This window comes from Mesorhizobium sp. M8A.F.Ca.ET.057.01.1.1, assembly GCF_003952565.1.
Lineage (GTDB): Bacteria > Pseudomonadota > Alphaproteobacteria > Rhizobiales > Rhizobiaceae > Mesorhizobium.
Map to the genome: position 1 here is coordinate 1883184 of NZ_CP034454.1, position 18180 is coordinate 1901363.

Annotated in this window: 13 protein-coding genes; 5 read left to right on the plus strand and 8 right to left on the minus strand. The window is 61.1% G+C overall.

The window, feature by feature from the left end:
• Positions 1-2 precede the first annotated feature (2 nt).
• From EJ077_RS08530 to EJ077_RS08540, 3 genes are read left to right on the plus strand one after another with little or no spacing between them, the layout of a single operon-like run.
• Positions 3-3062, plus strand: coding sequence for an OmpA family protein (locus tag EJ077_RS08530; protein WP_208701162.1), 3060 nt, complete (start codon positions 3-5; stop codon positions 3060-3062).
• An 11-nt stretch (positions 3063-3073) separates the two neighbouring features.
• Positions 3074-3568: a Rab family GTPase gene (locus tag EJ077_RS08535; RefSeq protein ID WP_208701165.1), complete on the plus strand. Its 495-nt coding sequence runs from the start codon at positions 3074-3076 to the stop codon at positions 3566-3568.
• A 3-nt stretch (positions 3569-3571) separates the two neighbouring features.
• A complete protein-coding gene (locus EJ077_RS08540; RefSeq protein WP_208701166.1) occupies positions 3572-4642 on the plus strand; it encodes an adenylate/guanylate cyclase domain-containing protein in 1071 nt (356 codons plus the stop codon).
• A 67-nt stretch (positions 4643-4709) separates the two neighbouring features.
• Here EJ077_RS08540 and EJ077_RS08545 read toward each other — a convergent pair whose 3' ends face one another.
• Positions 4710-5390, minus strand: coding sequence for a peroxiredoxin-like family protein (locus EJ077_RS08545; RefSeq protein WP_208702941.1), 681 nt, complete (start codon positions 5388-5390; stop codon positions 4710-4712).
• Between the two features lie 19 nt (positions 5391-5409).
• Positions 5410-8694, minus strand: coding sequence for an ATP-binding protein (locus EJ077_RS08550; RefSeq protein ID WP_208701168.1), 3285 nt, complete (start codon positions 8692-8694; stop codon positions 5410-5412).
• Between the two features lie 232 nt (positions 8695-8926).
• Here EJ077_RS08550 and EJ077_RS08555 point away from each other — a divergent pair, with 232 nt between their 5' ends.
• On the plus strand, positions 8927-10696 hold the full coding sequence (locus tag EJ077_RS08555) for an adenylate/guanylate cyclase domain-containing protein (protein ID WP_208701170.1): 1770 nt from the start codon (positions 8927-8929) through the stop codon (positions 10694-10696).
• Between the two features lie 16 nt (positions 10697-10712).
• On the opposite strand, the gene EJ077_RS08560 is transcribed toward EJ077_RS08555, so the two are convergent.
• From EJ077_RS08560 to EJ077_RS08570, 3 genes are all read right to left on the minus strand, one after another.
• Entirely contained in the window at positions 10713-12092 is a 1380-nt protein-coding gene (locus EJ077_RS08560; RefSeq protein ID WP_208701172.1) for a hypothetical protein, read from the minus strand.
• Positions 12092-12613, minus strand: a complete 522-nt coding sequence (locus tag EJ077_RS08565) for a GNAT family N-acetyltransferase (protein WP_208701174.1) — start codon at positions 12611-12613, stop codon at positions 12092-12094. The genes EJ077_RS08560 and EJ077_RS08565 overlap by 1 nt, the downstream gene beginning before the upstream one ends.
• Before the next feature lie 169 nt (positions 12614-12782).
• Complete coding sequence (locus EJ077_RS08570) at positions 12783-13607, minus strand: hypothetical protein (protein ID WP_208701176.1); 825 nt, start codon at positions 13605-13607, stop codon at positions 12783-12785.
• 195 nt (positions 13608-13802) lie between these two features.
• Between EJ077_RS08570 and EJ077_RS08575 the strand changes: the two genes are divergently transcribed.
• A complete protein-coding gene (locus tag EJ077_RS08575) occupies positions 13803-15218 on the plus strand; it encodes an adenylate/guanylate cyclase domain-containing protein (RefSeq protein WP_208701178.1) in 1416 nt (471 codons plus the stop codon).
• Between the two features lie 101 nt (positions 15219-15319).
• Here the strand turns inward: EJ077_RS08575 and EJ077_RS08580 are convergent, their stop codons facing one another.
• The 3 genes from EJ077_RS08580 to EJ077_RS08590 form a co-directional block, all read right to left on the minus strand.
• Positions 15320-15799 carry a class I SAM-dependent methyltransferase gene (locus EJ077_RS08580; protein WP_208701180.1) on the minus strand — a complete coding sequence of 160 codons (480 nt, stop codon included), beginning with the start codon at positions 15797-15799 and terminating at the stop codon, positions 15320-15322.
• 205 nt (positions 15800-16004) lie between these two features.
• The gene (locus EJ077_RS08585) at positions 16005-17096 is read right to left on the minus strand and encodes an ABC transporter permease (RefSeq protein WP_245458687.1); all 1092 of its coding nucleotides are present in this window, start codon (positions 17094-17096) and stop codon (positions 16005-16007) included.
• A gap of 85 nt (positions 17097-17181) precedes the next feature.
• Positions 17182-18180 (minus strand): ABC transporter permease, encoded by a 999-nt coding sequence (locus EJ077_RS08590; RefSeq protein ID WP_127275921.1) that lies wholly within the window; start codon positions 18178-18180, stop codon positions 17182-17184.

The window sequence follows — 18180 nt, forward strand, 5'->3', positions numbered from 1 at the left end:
ACTTGACGTCAACCGTCGACCCAATCAGCCTTCCAAAAAAAGCAGCTTCGAACGATGCAGGGATTGATCGCGAGGCTCTCGCTAAGCTTTTGGTCGAAATAGCCCGGAACGTCGATCCGGACTATCGCGCGCAATTCGAGTCGGTTCCAACCGCCGACCCTCGCATGGAAGCGCTGCGCCAGTTGCTGGTCGGCCGCGAGATTTCGGAGCTTTCACGCGTCACGGATCTGCTGGACGAACCGGCGCAGCTTGCGACGGCGGTGGGCGGCGTTCTTCCCAGTGCGGCCGCACAAGCGCCGCATGCGCAACTCGGCGAGGCCCTCGCGCCGGCCGTCGAGCGGGCCGTGCAACGCTCGATCCAGAAGAGCCCGCGCACGCTGACGGATATATTGTATCCGGTGTTTCTGCCGGCAATTCGCAAGTCGATCGGAGAAAAGATCGACCAGACCTTTCAGTCGCTAAATGAAACTCTACGGCATATATTCACCTGGCATGGTCTCAAGTGGAGAGTGGAAGCCTGGAGAACCGGTGCCAGCTTCTCGGAAGTCGTTCTGAAGCATTCTCTCGTCTATCGCGTAGAGCATGTCTTTCTCATCAATCGCAATTCCGGGCTCTTGATAGCGCATGTTACGGCCGACAACGCAACGAGCGAGGATCCTCAGCTCATTTCCTCGATGCTCAGCGCCATTCAAGATTTTGTGAAGGATTCATTCAACGAGAAAGAACAGAGCGGCCTGGACACGATCCGCTTTGGCGAGCTTCGTCTCTGGTCGGAAGTCGGACCGCTTGCGACCCTGGTTGCAGTGATCCGGGGAAATCCGCCGGAGGGACTGCATGAAATATTTCGCGACGTATTGCTTCGCATCCATGACGAAAGCTCGGAGGCCTTAGAGCAGTTTGACGGCGACACCTCGCAGCTGTTCGGCGTGGAAGCGCAGCTGCAGACCTGCGTTGAACTGAAGCAGGAGGATACAAACCAGGGATTTCCGTGGCTGGTGATGGCTCTGGTCGCGCTGATTTTGGTTCTGGGGGGCGCCTGGTTCTTTCTTTCCTGGCAAACCGGGCAGCGCTGGCAGGCCTATGTGTCGCGATTGGCGGCCGAGCCGGGCATCATGGTTGCCGAGCAAAATATACGCGGTGGCCAATTCTATATTGCCGGCCTGCGGGATCCGCTTGCCGCCGACCCACAGGCGCTGTTGTCGGGAACCGAGGTCGATCCCGCGCGCGTGCATGCGCAGTGGCAGTTCTATGAGAGTCTCGAACCTCAATTCGTGTTGAAGCGGCTGACGGCGTCGCTGGCGCCGCCGGAGTCGGTGCGGCTTTCGGTGGTCAATAATCGCATCGTTGCCGAGGGTGAGGCTCCCGACACCTGGATAGATCGGGCGCGCGCAGCGGCCCGACAGCTTTCGGCAGGCGGACCGGAATTCGATATCTCCAAGGTTCGTGATGTGAGCCCCGAAGCACGCGCGGCGGAGCGCTGGCAGGCCTATGTGTCGCGACTGGGGACCCAGCCGGGCATCATCGTTGCCGAACAAAAGATACGCGATGGCCAATTCTATATTGCCGGCCTGCGAGATCCGCTTGCCGCCGACCCACAGTCGCTGCTGTCCGGAACGCAGGTCGATCCTGCCCGCGTTCATTCGCAGTGGCAATCCTATCAGAGCCTTGAACCCCAGTTCGTGTTGAAGCGGCTGACGGCGTCGCTGTCGCCGCCGAAATCGGTTCAGCTTTCGGTCGTCGAGGATCGCATCGTTGCCGAGGGAGAGGCTCCCGGCGCCTGGATCGACCGGGCACAGGCCGCCGCCCGGCAGCTTTCGGCAGGCGGGCCGGTATTCGATATTTCCAGGGTCCGTGACCCCGAAGAACGCGCGGCGGAGCACTGGCAGGCCTACGTGTCGCAACTGGGGACCCAGCCGGGCATCATCGTTGCCGACCAAAAGATACGCGACGGCCAATTCTACATTTCCGGCCTGAGAGACCCGCTTGCCGCCGACCCGCAGTTGCTGTTGTCCGGAGCCGAGGTCGATCCCGCCCGGGTTCATTCGCAGTGGCAATCCTATCAGAGCCTTGAACCGGAGTTCGTGTTGAAGCGGCTGACGGCGTCGCTCTATCCGCCGAAATCGGTTCGGTTTTCGATCGTCGAGGATCGCATTGTCGCCGAGGGTGAGGCTCCCGACACCTGGATAGATCGAGCGCGCGCAGCGGCCCGACAGCTTTCGGCAGGCGGACCGGAATTCGACATCTCCAAGGTTCGTGATGTGAGTCCCGAAGCGCGCGAGGCGGAGCACTGGCAGTATTATGTGGCGCGACTTGAGGCCCAATCGGGAATCATCGTCGCCCAACAACGGACGAGCGGCGGACAATTCTACATTTCCGGCCTGAGAGACCCGCTTGCCGCCGACCCGCAAGCTCTGCTGTCCGGAACGCAGGTTGATCCTGCCCGCGTTCATTCCCAGTGGCAATTCTATCAGAGCCTTGATCCGAAGTTCGTGGTGAAGCGGCTGACGGCGTCGCTGTCGCCGCCGAAATCGGTTCAGCTTTCGATCATCCAGGGTCGCATCGTTGCCGTGGGTGAGGCTCCCGCCGGCTGGATCAGCCGGGCGCAGGCCGCCTCCGAACAGCTTTCGGCGGACGGGGTGGTTCTGGATGTCTCGCAGCTGCGTGAGCTGAACCTTGCAGAACTTAATTATTTGAGAGAGGCCATCCAGACGACCGATATCTTCTTCTCTTCCGGCAAAGTCGTGCCGGGACCGGAGCAGCTGCCGGTTCTCGACAGGTTGGCGGATCAGATAAAGGAATTCGCCCAAAATGCCCGCAAGTCAGGCGTAACAGCGCGGTTCATGTTGACCGGCCATTCGGACACCACGGGCCGTGAGACGGCCAACGCGTCGATCAGCGCCGCCCGCGCCGAGACAGTTCGTGCGCTTCTCAACAAGCGCGGCGTCGCTCCGGAACTGCTGCTGGTTCGGGGCGCGGGCACTTTTGAGCCGCTGGTGCCTGAAAATAGTCAAGCCGGGAGCTCCACCAATCGCCGGGTTTCGATTACTGTGAACCTGGACTAGTGGAGCCCAAGATGTTGCAAAAAAAAATCTGCATGCTGGGCGGGTTCTCTGTCGGGAAGACGAGCCTGGTGCGCAGGTATGTGCAGAGCATCTTTTCAGAAACCTATCTGACCACGGTGGGAGTGAAGATCGACAAGAAGAATGTCGTGCTCCCGGACAAAACCGTGGATCTGATTTTGTGGGATTTAGCCGGTGAAGACGATATCGGCTCATTCCGGGTCAGCTATGTGCGAGGTGCAACCGGGCTTGTGCTTGTCGTCGATGGAACGCGCGCCGCCACTCTTGCCGTGGCGCTCACGCTACGCGAGCGGGTCGAGGCCGAATTCGGCGCCATGCCGTTTGTATTGCTGTTCAACAAATCCGATCTGACCGATCGGTGGGCAATATCGGATAGTGAGATTGACGAACTGAGGCAACGTGGATGGCAAATCTATCTAACAAGTGCGCTTTCGGGTGAACATGTTGATGATGCGTTTCGTCAACTTGCTTCGATGGTCACCAAATAGATCATGCATGGATTGCCAAAAGAGGTTGAAGGCTGGATTTTCAATTTCTTCTACAACGGGCATTCTGTCGCATATCTGAAAATCGACACTCAGCTTTGCGTCGCTGCGAAGGGCGGTAATGTTGAGCATTACGGGCTCTCATCGCTTCGCATCGGCGAGCCTGTTGCCGAGCAACTTGAATTCATGGAAGGTTTGCTGCCTTGCCCGGAGCTTCCGTTTCACATTGCCATGGTCGAACTGCCCAGCGGGCGTGTCGCGGACCTTCATTTTTTTGCTGACAATGCCTGCGTGTGGCTGCTCTTTCTTGACGCCACTGCCGAACGCGACAACAGGCAGCGGCTTCAACAAAAGGCTTATGAAATGACACTCCTGCAAGAGAGGGAGCGTCAACTCAACGAGAAATTACAATCGACGAACGAGGCGTTGAGGAAGAGCCAGGAGGGATTGGCGCGTGAATACCAGCGCGCCGAAACCCTGCTCCTCAACATTCTTCCGGCGTCGATCGCGGAGCGGTTAAAAGCGCACAAAAAAATTGCCGACAACCACGCAGAAGTGAGTGTGCTTTTTGCCGACATAGTCGGTTTTACGGAACGAGCGCGGAGCGTCGGAGCCGTAACGACGCTCGCTATTTTAAATTACTTCTTCAGGGCGGCGGATCGGCTCTCGGAACGATACGGCTGCGAAAAGATCAAGACGATCGGCGATTGTGTGATGGTGGTCGCTGGCCTGCCGACCGCGCGATCCGATCATGCAAAGGCGCTCGCGCGCTATGCGCTTGAGCTGCGCAAGGCGGTTAAGCGCGAGCGCTTCGCAGGAGAACCGCTGAGACTGAGAATCGGAATTCACTCAGGCCCAATCGTCGCGGGCGTGATAGGCAAGAGGCGGTTCGCCTATGACCTGTGGGGCGAAACCGTTAATCTCGCCTCGCGAATTCAAACGTCCGCGGAGCCCGATGAAATCCGTATTTCGGATGCAACTCGCCAAATGCTTGGGCCGAAATTTGCTTGCGACCCGCTCGAGGAAACGGAATTGCGTGGTACAGGTCGTGTGCGAATGTGGCGGCTCCCGGCCTGATTGCCGCACATCAACGCCGACCCTGGAGCCCGCGCATCCCAAGCCCAGAATGCAGTATTCCGACGGTCTATTGGGCGACTTGGGACACGGCTGACATCAGCTCCTTCGGGTTTGGCGCCCCAAACATGTAACGCCCACCCTCCGGAACCTCCGTGAAGCTCCAGCGGACGATCCCCTGCCGGTCCAGCAGGAACTGACCGATTAGTTGTCCGTGTCCCGTTGCCATCATCTGCTCGTCGGCTTCGGTGACTTCGTAATTGTCCTTCTTGTTGAGGAGTTCCCCGGCCACGATAGCACTGACAGGGCCGGGAAACTCGCCCGGCATGTTGATCCGCAAATCCTGTGCCGCCGCCATCGAGACCTTGTACGGCCAGTTCGTCTCGTCTTGGGTGAATTCGAGATTGGGCAGTCCAAAAGCACGATGTGAAGCGCGTTCCGGGTCGGAGGCCGCCAGCAGATTCGGCATCGGATGGTAGCGGAAATAGAGACGCGCCCGTTCGATCGGCGTGTTGACCACCGTCAGGCTCTCCACGCCCTTTTCGCGCAGTTCCGGATCAAGCCGCGCCTGGGCGGCGATATGGCGCCGGCAAAACGCACAATGCAGACCTCGAAACAGGCCGACCAGCACCGGTCTTTGTCCGCGGAAGTCGTCGAGCGCGATCTTGCCTTCCTGGGTAATGGCATCGAGTACCACGTTCGGCGCACGGTCGCCCGGTTGAAGCGGCACCAAGTCACTAGGCGCGGACATTTCCAACCTCCAACCCCGGCTAGTCGAGAAAAGGCAGCACCACAAGCACTTCCGGGTCGAGCCCGTGCTGGGCGCATATACCCTGCGCCAGGGAAAAGTAGCGTTCGGCCTCGGCCAGATTGTCGAGGTCGAGATTAAGCGTTGCGAGACCATCATAGCACGGAAACAGCAATTGGGGCTCGCCCGTTTCGCGGGCAACGTCCAGTGCTTCGTGGAACAAGCCGACCGCCAGTTCCGGGCGGCCGTTGCACTGGTGGATCTGCCCAAGCACGATCAACGGCACCGGCAGGTGCTCGCGCTGGTCGAGCGCCCGGTCGATCTCGATGGCCTTCTCGGCAGCAGGCACGCCCTCCGTTGGACAGCGATCCGTGAACGTACAACAAGCGACCGCCAGATTGGCGAGGAGGCGCGCCTGAAAACCCAGATCACCAATATGGCGCGCCACTTCCAGGCCGCGCCGACAGACCTCCATCGCCTTTGCCGGATCGATGGTCGTGTAAAGCACGCCGAGATTGGTGTAGCCGCGACAGGCCGCGCCCAGCAGTCCGGCGGCCTCGGCCAATTCGATGCTACGCTCAACCTGACCCACGGCTTCACGGTTTCGGCCAAGGCGGGCCAGCGCAACAGCCTTGGTATTAAGGGCTTCGGCGGTCACGAGGGTGGCATCATCGGAGACATGTTCAGTTGTAAGATCGCGTACGCAATCCAGCGCCGCGTCCGCCCATCTTGCCGCGAGAGCGTGATCTCCGCTCCGGAACGCCTGTCGGCCACGTTCCTGCCAGAGATACGCCTGCTCGATCGGGGCATCCGCTCCATCGAGGAGCGCCGCCGCTTCAGCATAGCGGGATTCCGCGTTGTCCCGCTTGCCGACGTCCCAGAGCAGCCGACCGATCTTGCGCAAAACGCGCGCCGACGCGACGCGATCAGCTGACTCGCGGTACGCCTGCAACACCGCCTCGTAGTGGCGGTGCGCGATCTCGCGGCGGCCTGTCGGGCCGCTCAAATCGGCAATGCGCTCTGCAATTGCCAGTTTGAGCGGTGTTTGCCCGGTCGCGCCCAACGCGGTCAGGGCTCGGTCGTAGAAACGAAGGGCGTCGTCATTGGCGTATATCATGCGAGCGCGATCTCCCGCCGCCTGAAGGTAATGCGCCCCTTTCTCCCGCTCGGCGCTCTGCGCGAAATGATGACCGAGCACGGCCAAATCCTCGAACCGTTCCGGCTTGTCGCCGCACAGTTTCTCCAGGGCGACACCGACACGGCCGTGGATGTCGGTCCGGCGTTGCAGGAGCAGGTTCTGGTAGATCACGTCCTGCAGCAATGTTTGCGTAAAGCGGTAACTTTGCGACGAGACCGAGCCTGATCCGGCAACTTCTTCGATGATCTCCGCATCGCAAAGCAGTTCGCAGCCGGCCTCCAGCCGGCGGGGATCGGCCGTCACGGTTTTCAGAAGCGTGGCATCGAAGCGCGGGCCGATTACCGCGGCTTCCTGGGCCAACCGGCGTACCTCCTGGGGCAGCCGGTCGACACGAGCAAGCAACATTGCCTGGATAGTGGCGGGAATGCCGGTTGCGACTTCGCCGGCCACCGTCCGCCATTGCTGGCCTTCGCGCATCAATACACCGCGATCGATAAGGCCGCGCACGATCTCCTCGATAAAAAGCGGGTTGCCGCCCGCGCGCTCAAGGATCTGGTCGAGAAACCCGCCTGCGGAGTTTACCCAGCTCTCGCCGAAAAGCGCCGCCACCATGCTGCGTCCGTCATGGCTGCTGAGCGGCGAAAGCCTGAGCGCTGTGTGACTGACCCGACTTGAGTCGAGCTGATCGTTATCCGGCGCCGGACGATGCGTGACCAGCAGCATCAACCGCGTGCGCTCCAGCCTGTCCATCACGAAACGCAGTGCCTCGAGCGATACGGCGTCGGCCCAGTGCAGGTCTTCGACAACGATCAGCAGCGGCGACAACGCAAGCCGCCGTTCGATGATTGTGCGGACCGCGTAGAGAATTTGCCGCCGCAGTTGCTCGGGCTCGACATGCTGCAAGGTTGCATCGGGGTCGCCAAGGCCGAGCACATGGTAGAGCAAAGGCATCAGCCGCTTCGCCTCTTCGCCCTGCAGGCCGAGATCGGTCAGCAAGGCTGCGAGCTTCCCCCGCATTTCGTCCCCATTGTCGTTTTGCATCATCCCGGCAGCGCTGCGCACCACTGCGCCCAGGGCGCCAAATGATTGTTCGCCCAGCGGTGAGCACATGGCCTGTCGCACGGCGACGTTGCGAAAACGATCGTCGTCGCCGACCCGGGTGACGAACTCCCTCACCAGCCGCGATTTCCCGATACCGGCTTCTCCGACCAGGCGGACAAGTTGGGCCGAGCCGCCGCACGCCTGGTCAAGGCTCGCCAGCATTCTGTTGAGCTCCGCATCACGGCCTATTATCGGCGCACTGAGGCCGAGCGCCTCGAGCCCACGCGCTGCACGCGGCGCCGCTAGCGGTGCATCCAGCCGATGGACGAGCACACTGCCAGCCTTGCCGCGAAGCACGACATCACCCATCGACTCGTAAGAGAAGGCATGCCGGGTCAGCCTGTGCGTGAGCTCGCCCACCAGCACCTCACCCGGTGCGGCCAGCGATTGGAGGCGTTGGGCCGTATTCACTGTGTCGCCGGTCACCGAATAGGATTTGGCGGCGCCGATGCCCAATCCTCCCGTAACGACCGGACCAGTGTTTATGCCGATGTGGAGTAGGAGAGGCGAGCCGGAGTAGGGGGTGCTTTCGCCGAGCCGCGCCGTCCGGGCGATCATGTCGAGAGCGGCGCGAAGGGCACGTTCCGGATCGTCCTCATGCGCGACCGGCGCACCGAACAAGGCGAGCAGTGCATCGCCTATGAACTTGTCGACGAAACCACCAAAGTTTCGCACGGCCGCCGTCAATTCCTTGAACAGTTCGTTCTGCAGCGTTTGCATGATCTCGGGGTCGAGCTGCTCGCTGAGTGTCGTGAAGCCGCAGAGGTCGGCGAACAGGACCGTTACCGTCCGGCGATCGGCGTCAGAGACAGAATGCGGCCCTTCTTCGCTTTCGATGTTCGGCGCCGGAGTTCGAGAAGGCGGCACAAAGGTCCGGCTTGGCGTCGGAGCGGGCCGTTCGACGGATCTTGCGGACGCCCCGAGGCTTGCCCCACATTTCGGACAGAACTCGAAATCAGGTGCGCAGACATAGCCGCAACTGGCGCATGACACGGGCTGGCGCCGGCCACACTTCGGACAGAAGGCGTAACCGCCCTCAATCTCGAAATCGCAGCCTGAGCAGTCCATAGAAGAAGACCTCACTAGGGGCCGTGACGACGTGATCTCGCCACGCATTTCACGGCCAGGGTATTCACAAGGATGAACCGATAGCCGTCAACCGGCAAGCGGCAGCGCAAATGGGCAGCCGTATGGGTCGGCGGCAGGGCGCTGCCAAAACAGGCGACTGCGCGGCCGTCGTTTGCGAAAGTTTCCTCCACCCTCTGCCTTCCTGCTATCGTGGAGCTAAGGAGACCGACGCATGAACGAGAACCGCAAGCTGGCCGCAATCCTGGCTGCAGATGTGGTTGGATACAGCCGGCTCGCCAGCGCGGACGAAGAGCGTACCTTGGCGAGGTTGCGGACCCTGCGCAGCGACCTGATCGATCCGACGATCGCAGTGCACAACGGGCGGGTGATCAAGCGCACCGGCGACGGAGCGCTGGTTGAGTTCCGCAGTGTGGTGGATGCCGTGCGCTGCGCCGTTGAGATCCAGAACGGCATGGTTGAGCGCAATGCCGGCGTGCCGCAGGACCGCCGCATCGAGTTCAGGATCGGAATCCATCTGGGGGATGTGGTCGAAGAAAGCGACGGCGACCTGATGGGCGACGGCGTCAACATCGCCTCGCGTCTGGAGGGTGTCGCGGCGCCCGGCGCCATCTGCCTGTCCGAGGATGCCTATCGCCAGGTCAAGGCGAGGCTCGACCTCTCGGTCAGCGATCTCGGCAGCACACAGCTCAAGAACATCGCCGAGCCGATCCGGGTCTATTCGCTGCAGGTCGGCGCGGGGGCCAAGGCGGCCGCGACCCCGGAAACCGTGACGAGCCGGCCGGCTGCGGCAGTGCCGCCGAAGCTGTCGATCGCCGTGCTGCCGTTCGCCAACATGAGCGGTGACGCCGAACAGGACTACTTCGCCGACGGCATCTCCGAAGACATCATCACGGCGCTGTCAAAACTGTCGCAACTCTTCGTCATCGCACGCAATTCGTCGTTCACCTTCAAGGGCCAGAACGTCCAAGTGCAGGAGGTGGGCGCGAAGCTCGGCGTGCGCCATGTGCTCGAAGGCAGCGTACGCAAGTCGGGCAACAGGGTGCGCATCACCGCGCAGCTCATCGATGCAATTTCGGGTGGCCATCTTTGGGCGGAGCGGTTCGATCGCGACTTGACCGACATATTCGCCGTGCAGGACGACGTGACGCAGCAGATCGTCGGTGCGCTGGCGCTCAACCTGACCGACGATGCCCGTCAACGGCTGGCGCCGGAGCACCCGCGCAACACCGAGGCGTATGACTGTTTCCTGCGCGGCCGGGAGCTGTGGCACCGGCTGACGAAGGAGACGAACGTCGCAGCCCGCGACCTCTTGCAACGTGCCACCGGACTGGACCCGAACTTTGCCTCTGCCTACGCTTTCCTCGCCCTCACGCACGGCGTCGATTACCTGAACAGGTGGGGTGCGTCGCCGCCGGAATCGATGGCGCAAGCCGAAGAGGCCGCAATGCGGGCGGTAACGCTGGATGACAACGATCCCTGGGCGCACTGGGCGCTGGCGATAGCCAGGCTGTACACACGACGGCACGATGAGGCCATCGACGAGGTCGAGCGCGCACTGGTCCTCAATCCGAACTTCGCCGAAGCGCACGTCTGCCGCGGCGAAACGCTGTACTATTCAGGCGAATCCGAGGAGGCCCTCGAGAGTTTCGCCCGGGCAAAGTCCTTGAACCCATACTTTCCGGATGTGCTTCTGCACTTCCAGGCTTTGGCGTTGTTTCAATTGGGACGATACGACGAGGCCGTTGATCTCCTGCTGCAACGGCTGGCTCGCAACGCTGTCACCGACGTCTCGCGCGCGCTTCTGGCCGCCAGCTACGGCCACCTGGGCCGTTTGGAGGAGGCCCGCGCTGCGTGGCAGGAGATGCTTCGGGTCAATCCCGACTATTCGCTGGAATACCGTCGCAAAGTCTTGCCTTACAAGAACCCTGCCGATTTCGAAGTCATGGTCGACGGGCTCCGCAAGGCCGGTTTGGTGCAATGACCGGGTAGTGGCCTGATCAGAGGCCGGCGGCCCGGCCGATCTTGCGCCATCGGTCGTTTTCGCGAACCAGTTTCAGGTCGTCGGTCGTCTCGGCAAATGTCCGCGAACGGTATTGCCGGAGCAGGTCCGCGAAGAGCGCCCCTTGCGGGAGGCCGGCAAGCTGCTCGCGGACCGACATCTTTTCATCGATGACCCGGGTGCCCCAGGCATTTTCCCGAACCTGCAACTCCGCAGCCAGATCGCGCTCTTCCGGCGCGTTTTCATCCAGCGCAGCCAGCAGGATCGAGTGGAAAAGCGCTACATAGCCAATCTGTCTCAAGCCGCCCACGACCCGCACGCGTGGCAATATGGCAAGGACGAGGAACGTCAGGAACAAGTCCGGCAGCAGCACACCGTCCAGCAGCGCCTGCTTCAGATGCTGCCGCTCGAACGGTATGGAAAGACCATGCGGCCTGTCAGGCTCGATCAACTGCCCGTTCTCGAGGACGAGCTTGCGCACCCGCTCCTCGCGGATGCCCCAGAAATAGGTGGTGGCATTGGGCAGGAATCTGCCAAATGGGCTCGACGCGGCCTCTTGTAGGGCATGCTCGAGACGCCTGCGTCTTGCGGGCTCGAAGAGCAGCTTGAAAAGAAGGCTGCCGTCATGGTCCAGATGCCGTGCCATGGCAGCAGCGGCGAGCCGGTCATCGATCAAAACCGGCAGGGCCATGCCGGAACGATCCCAACCAGCGACCAGGTCCTCGTTGAGTTCTGTCAGCGCATCGGCGGCGGTTGCAAACACCTTGTCCTGGCTGGCGAGCAATGTGCCCAGCCAGCGGTCGGCATCCGTTTCGTCGCACACCGCTTCGAGCGCGCGCCTGTTGAGGGTGAGGGGACCGGCCGCGCAAACGCTTTTGCGGCACAGTTTGTGACGCCCCATGCCAAACAGGTTGATCTTGTCGTCGCCGACATCGAGCCAGCCCGGCCCCTCCCGGCCAATTGTCTCCATGGTCATCGTCGTTCCCATGAAGCCGAAGAAGGCCGACAGCCCGTTTTCGACTGCGCCAAGCCAGGCAAGCAGGAGGGCATCGAAGGTGATGCGGTCCATCAGAAGCAGGCAGTGCAGGCCGGACTGAATCACCGGTCTGTGCTCGAACTCTTCGAGGGCCTTGCCGATCTCCTCAGGCTGCATGATCGCACCGAGGCGCTGATGCAGGACTTCGCGCAGGATCGAGCGGGCAGCGATCGCGGGGCCGGATGCAGGCCTTGCCACCGGCCGCCACAGATAGCGTGCATAATCGGAAACCGATGCATTCCAGTTCTGCTCGATGTCACGCACGACTTCCGGGCAGAGCAGCGACAGCACAGCCAGAATTTCCACCGGAGGGGTAGGGGCTGGGGTGACGACGGCGGTCATCAGAACCGCAGCCGGGCCATGCTGAGGAGGTCGTGATACTGCCCATCAGTAAAACCGGCCTTCACATGCCGGCCTTCGACCTCGAAGCCGTGGCTGGTGTAGAGGCGGATGGCCGGCTCGTTATCGGCATAGACGGTCAATTCGACCCGCTTCAGGGCGCGCCAATTGTCGGCAACGTCAAGCAGCGCGCCAAGTATGGCAGAGCCGATACCCTTGCCGACAAAGGCATCGTCAAGGCCGATATTGATCTCGCCGATATGCGAACGGCGCGGCGAACCCTGCACGACCAGGTTGCCATGGCCGACGACCCTGCCGTCCAACTCGGCAACGATCCAGGTGGTTTCCTGGCCGGACTTGGCGATGCGCCGCTCCACCTGCTCCACCATCTCGAAGGGCATCCTGAGCGTGCCCCAGCGGAAGCCCGGCATGTTGAAGATAGCGCAAAGCGCCTCCGCGTCGCTTGGCCGGACGGCCCGGAGCTCCGGCTGGATTTTTTCGGATGGCGAGGTCGTGCTGGTCATGGCTTTCCCGGCTACAGCAATTCCAGGAAAAGTGTGAGCGGTTTTCCGCCCGGAATTGCGTCAGAACAAAGGATAAAGCAGTTCGCCCTTGAAACGGTGAAGTGCCCTAACCCAATGGCCCCGGCAGAATGCACCGGACGTCACCTGAAAATCCAGCCGTCTCTGCAGTCTATGACGCCGATTGCGAGCCAAAATGCCGGGAGGCGGCGTAGAGTTTGAAGGCGCCGCTGATGCCGATCCAGCCGAAAAGGGCGAGCCAGCACAATGTCTTGGTCGCAGTCCAGTCGATCCGGTGCACCGCAGCGTCGGTGATGACGAGGCCAAGGATGGCAAGCAGGCCGACCAGAAACTGCGCCAGGCCCAGCACCAGCAGTTCCTCGCGCGGCGCGTTTTTCCAGACAAGATAGGCGCCGCCAGCGCCGGCGAGGAAGATGGCGCTGTAGACCTGGGCGTGGAAGGGATCGACCGGCCATGGCCAGGTGCTGCTGACCATTTGAGGGAACAGCAACATGCCGATGCCATAGAGGCCAAGGATCGCCGTTTCCGCCAACATGTAGCCGCGCCGTGCGGGGTTTGGGGTCACGCCTTTTGCTGAGGGACGGGCCCTGGCCCGCCATAGGAACAGCCCGGATACCGCGGCCGAGGCAAGATAGACCAGGAACCAGAGCCAGGCCGCTTTTCGTTCGAAGTTGAAATAGCCGAGATTGATCAACGAAACCGCCGACACGATGACGGTGAAGATGAAGGCCATGACGAGCACGAGCCTGCCGGGCGACCAGCGATTCCACACCAGCAGCGCCGCCATCACCGCCATTTCGGCGGTGTAGAAACCGCCGAGGAAGCGGGCGCTGAACGGCGTGACAGGCCAAGGCCACCGCGGCTTGACCAGCTCAGGCGCGAAAAACAGGCCGGCGCCGACGATCAGGACGATGATGACCCCCGCGGAGAAAAGGCGCAGGGCCGCGGGAAATGGCGGGTTGTCGGGTGTCGGCACAGGAGAAAACCCCAAAGATGAACGCCTATCGACCATCATAGTGCCGCTTGCGGCCGGAGAAAATCCACCGAATGGAAATTGAACCATCACCAGGCTTGCCTGTTCGAATGGTCCGTTTCGAAGTAAAATGCAGCACTCGCACCAAGGGCAGTCCGATCAACACGCCTGGGAGGCGCATTTTCTGGAGCCAGCAGGATGAATGAAGCTCAGGATCTGTTCTCGCTTCTGCGGCAATCGACCGATGTCGATCCGCTGGTAATCGACGCGATCAAGCGAACCGTCGCGGACGGCAACGACCGCGAACTTTGCCGCATCAATGCGCCAGCCTTCGCCAGCAAGCATGGCCTCGACGAGGAGCGCACCATAAGCGCATTTCTCCATGCGGCGCGGGTGGGCATCTTCGATGTTTCCTGGAATGTTCTGTGCCCAGGCTGTGGCGGCGTGCTCGACACCAACGCCACGCTGAAAACCCTGCAGAAAGACGAATACACCTGCGCGCTGTGCTCCGAGGGCTATTCGCCAACCCTCGACGAGATGGTCGAGGTGACATTCACCGTCAGTCCACGCATACGCAGGATCGCCGCCCACAATCCACACGAACTGCCGCTGGTGGAATATTTCCGCCAGATCTACTGGGCGTCGGGTGTTGATGTGCCGGATGAGGATTTCGCGAAAAGGTTGGAAGCGTTTTCGCTGGAAGATATCGAGCTTGCGCCCGGCGAAAAGGCGCTTCTGCCCATACAGCTTCCGTCCGAATTCATCATCGTCTTCGAGCCGGTCACCCATTCAGCGCAGTTCATCGACGTGAAGGGCGAACCAACAAAGGAGCGCCGAAGCCTCTCTCTGGTCTTCGACCGCGACCATGTCCAGAACCAGACGCTGGAGATGCAACCCGGCCCGTTGCGCATTTCCCTGGAAAACAGGACCGACACCCGCGTGCTGCCGACGGTTTTCATCGCCGGCCAGGCCTTGCACGATTTCCTGGGTAAACGCCGGCCCTTCCTCACCGCCAAGCGCCTGCTCACCAACCAGACGTTCCGCGATCTCTATCGCACGGATACGCTCGACATCAACCAGCGCCTGAAAATCACCAGCCTGACCTTCCTGTTCACCGACCTGCGCGGTTCGACCGCCCTTTACGAACGGGTGGGCGACCTCGCTGCCTTCGATCTCGTGCGCGCGCATTTCCAGGTTCTGCACGAGATCGTCGCGGCGGAGGCAGGCGCGGTGGTGAAGACGATCGGTGATGCGGTGATGGCGACCTTCGCAACACCTGATCGTGCGATTGCCGCCGCCCTCAGGATGCGCGATGCCATGCGTGCGCTCAACGACAAGAGCGGGCGCGAGGACCTGCTGCTCAAGATCGGCGTCCATGCCGGCCCCTGCATCGCCGTGTCCATGAACGAGCGGCAGGACTATTTCGGCCAGACGGTCAACATTGCTTCACGGGTACAGAACCTGGCCAACGCACAGGCGATCTTCGCCACCCATTCGGTGGTCGACGACAATCTCACCGCCGATCTGTTGCGCAGGAGCGCGCTGAAGCCCGTGCCCCACGAAGTCTCGCTGCGCGGCATTGAGCGGGAGATCGCGGTGTATACAATCCCCTGAGGAATTCCAGGAAAACTGTGAAACAGTTTTCCTGGAAAAGCACGAATTGCGTTAAAACAAAGAGCTGGGAGCAGCGTTTCCGTGAAGCGGCTCTCGGCCGCTCACACGCGCTTGCAGAGGAAATAACGATCGGCGGGCTCCGACGTCGGCGCCGGGAGGCGTTGCAGCAGCGGGTGGTCGAGCGGCGTGCCACTGACCGCGAAGCCGCCGACGCGAAGCAGGCTCGCGATCAGATCGGGAAGCCAGGTAGCGGTCACAGCATCGCGATCATCATAGCCGGTGCCGATGTCGGCATGAACAAGGGCGGCTTCGATGCCAATGAACTTGCGGCCCGTCTCGCGTATTTCGCCGAGCACGAGGTTTTCAGCGTCGGGAATTGAGCTGGCATGTGCGCCGACTTCGCGGTCGAACACCACGATCCGACGCCCGGGCAGGCGCTCGCGCAGATGGTGGAACGTCCGGCCATTGCCGAGGCCGAGCTCGAGCACAAGCCCCTCCATCTTCGCCACCTCGGCGCAGACGTGATCGAGAATGTCACGCTGTGCGGTCATTCTGCTGATGAAGTTCTCGAGACGACTCATATGCTTTTGTGTGTCCTAACCAGATCAAGAGATAGGCAATGCCCGCGACAAGAACTGTTCACGAATGCATCCCGAAGGCGACGCGCTGAGCTCGATTGCGTGTCGGCACGTATAGGGGCGGAAGATGAACACTGCAACAACCGTGCGGAGGCCGGCAGTCATACCGGGTGGAGCCCGCGGCCCGGCGCGCGGCGGAATAGCGATCTCACTTGTAGGGGTCCGCGGCGTCCCGCAAGCCGTCGCCGAGGAAGTTGAACGCCAAGATGACGAGAACGACGGGGAGCATCGGCAAAAGCAGCCATGGATAGAACGCGATGACGCTGACGCTGCGCGCCTCGGTCAGCAGGATGCCCCAGCTGGTTGTCGGTGGCCTCAGGCCCAGCCCAAGGAAGCTCAGCGCCGTCTCGCCCAGGATCATGCCGGGTATGGAGATCGTCGCCGTCGCGATCAGATGCGACATGAAACCGGGGATGAGGTGCCGCCGGATAATGCGGCTGCTGCTGGCGCCCATCAATTGCGCGGCCAGAACGTAATCCTCCTCGCGCAAGGCCAGAAGCTTTGAACGCACGGCCCGCGCCAGTCCGGTCCAGTGGATCAGCCCGAGGATGACGGTGATGCCGAAATAGATCAAGATTGGACTCCAGGTTATCGGCATGATCGCCGCCAGAGCCAGCCAAAGTGGAATGCTGGGGATTGATTGCAGAACTTCGATGATCCGTTGAACGATCAGGTCGAAGACACCGCCGTGATAGCCAGCCAGTCCGCCTATGACAATGCCGAGCAGGAAGCTGAAACCGATGCCGACAAGGCCGATTGTCAGTGAAATGCGTGCGCCATAGATGATACGCGAGAACACATCGCGCCCCAGTCTGTCGGTGCCGGCCAGAAAGAGCTGGCCGTTTTCGGCAGGACAGACAAAATGCCTGTCACCTTCGACCAGGCCCCAGAACCGGTAACGGTCGCCCTTGCAAAAGAAACGAATCCGCTGAACATCATCCTGGTTGTCGATGTAGTTCCGCCTGAGTGTGTCCATATCCAGCGTCATCTGGCGACCATAGACGAAGGGCCCGACAAGCTGGCCGTTATGGAACAGGTGCACCCGCTGTGGCGGCGAATAGATGTAGTCCATGTTGCGCGTGTGCAGATTGTAGGGCGCCAGGAACTCGCAGATCAGTATCCCGAAATAGAGCGCTGTCAGAAATATGCCGGATACAAGGGCAATCCGGTGCCGTCGGAATTTCCACCACATCAGGCGCAACTGCGACGCCTGAAAGACCTTCGACTGCTCCGCCGTCATCGCCTCGACTGATTGCAGGTCAAAGGGCGCGATGGAAACGTAGTGTTGCAGCGGGGCACCCGGAGCGGGCAGGGGGATTGCTTGTTCATTTGGTGCTGCCGCCCTGCAAACGAATTCGTGGATCAAGCAGCGCCAGCGCCAGGTCGGAAATCAGGACACCGATTACCGTCAGGAAGGCGAGGAACATCAGGAACGAACCCGCCAGATACATGTCCTGGCTCTGCAGCGCCTTGATCAGCATCGGCCCCGTCGTTTCCAAGGACAACACGATCGCCGTGATTTCGGCACCGGAGATGATGGCCGGCAGGATCGAGCCGATATCGGAAATGAAGAAATTGAGCGCCATGCGCAGCGGATATTTGACGAGCGCCTTGAAGGGATGAAGGCCTTTGGCGCGCGCTGTCACGACATATTGCTTGTGAAGCTCGTCGAGCAGATTGGCGCGCAGCCGCCGGATCATGCTCGCCGTGCCCCCGGTGCCGATGATCAAGACCGGGATCCAGAGATGGGCGAGGATCGACTTCGCCTTGGCCCAGCTCATCGGCTCACTGAGATATTGCGGGTCCATGAGATGGCCGATGGAGGTGCCGAACCAGATATTGGCGAAATACATCAGGATCAGCGCCAGCATGAAATTCGGAATGGCAAGGCCGAGAAGGCCGAAGAGAGTAAGGCCGTAGTCGCCCCAACTGTATTGATGCGTGGCGGAGTACATGCCGATGGGAAAGGCGATGAGCCAGGTGAAGATGATCGTGACGAAGGAAACCAGCACGGTCAGCCACATTCGGTCCCCGACGACGTCGCGAACCGGCAGCTCATACTCGAAGGAATAGCCGAAATCGCCGTGCAGCATCCCGCCGACCCAGTAGAAGTAGCGAATGACGGGCGGCTGGTCGAAACCATATTCCTTCCGCATCATTTTGATTCGATCGGAATCGACCGCTTCGCCCTGGGCCCGAAGCTCGGCGACATAGCTGTCGAAATAGTCACCCGGTGGAAGTTCGATGATGGTGAACACCAGCGCCGATATGACCAGCAGCGTTGGAACCATCACAGCGATGCGCCAGACAATATATCGAAGCAC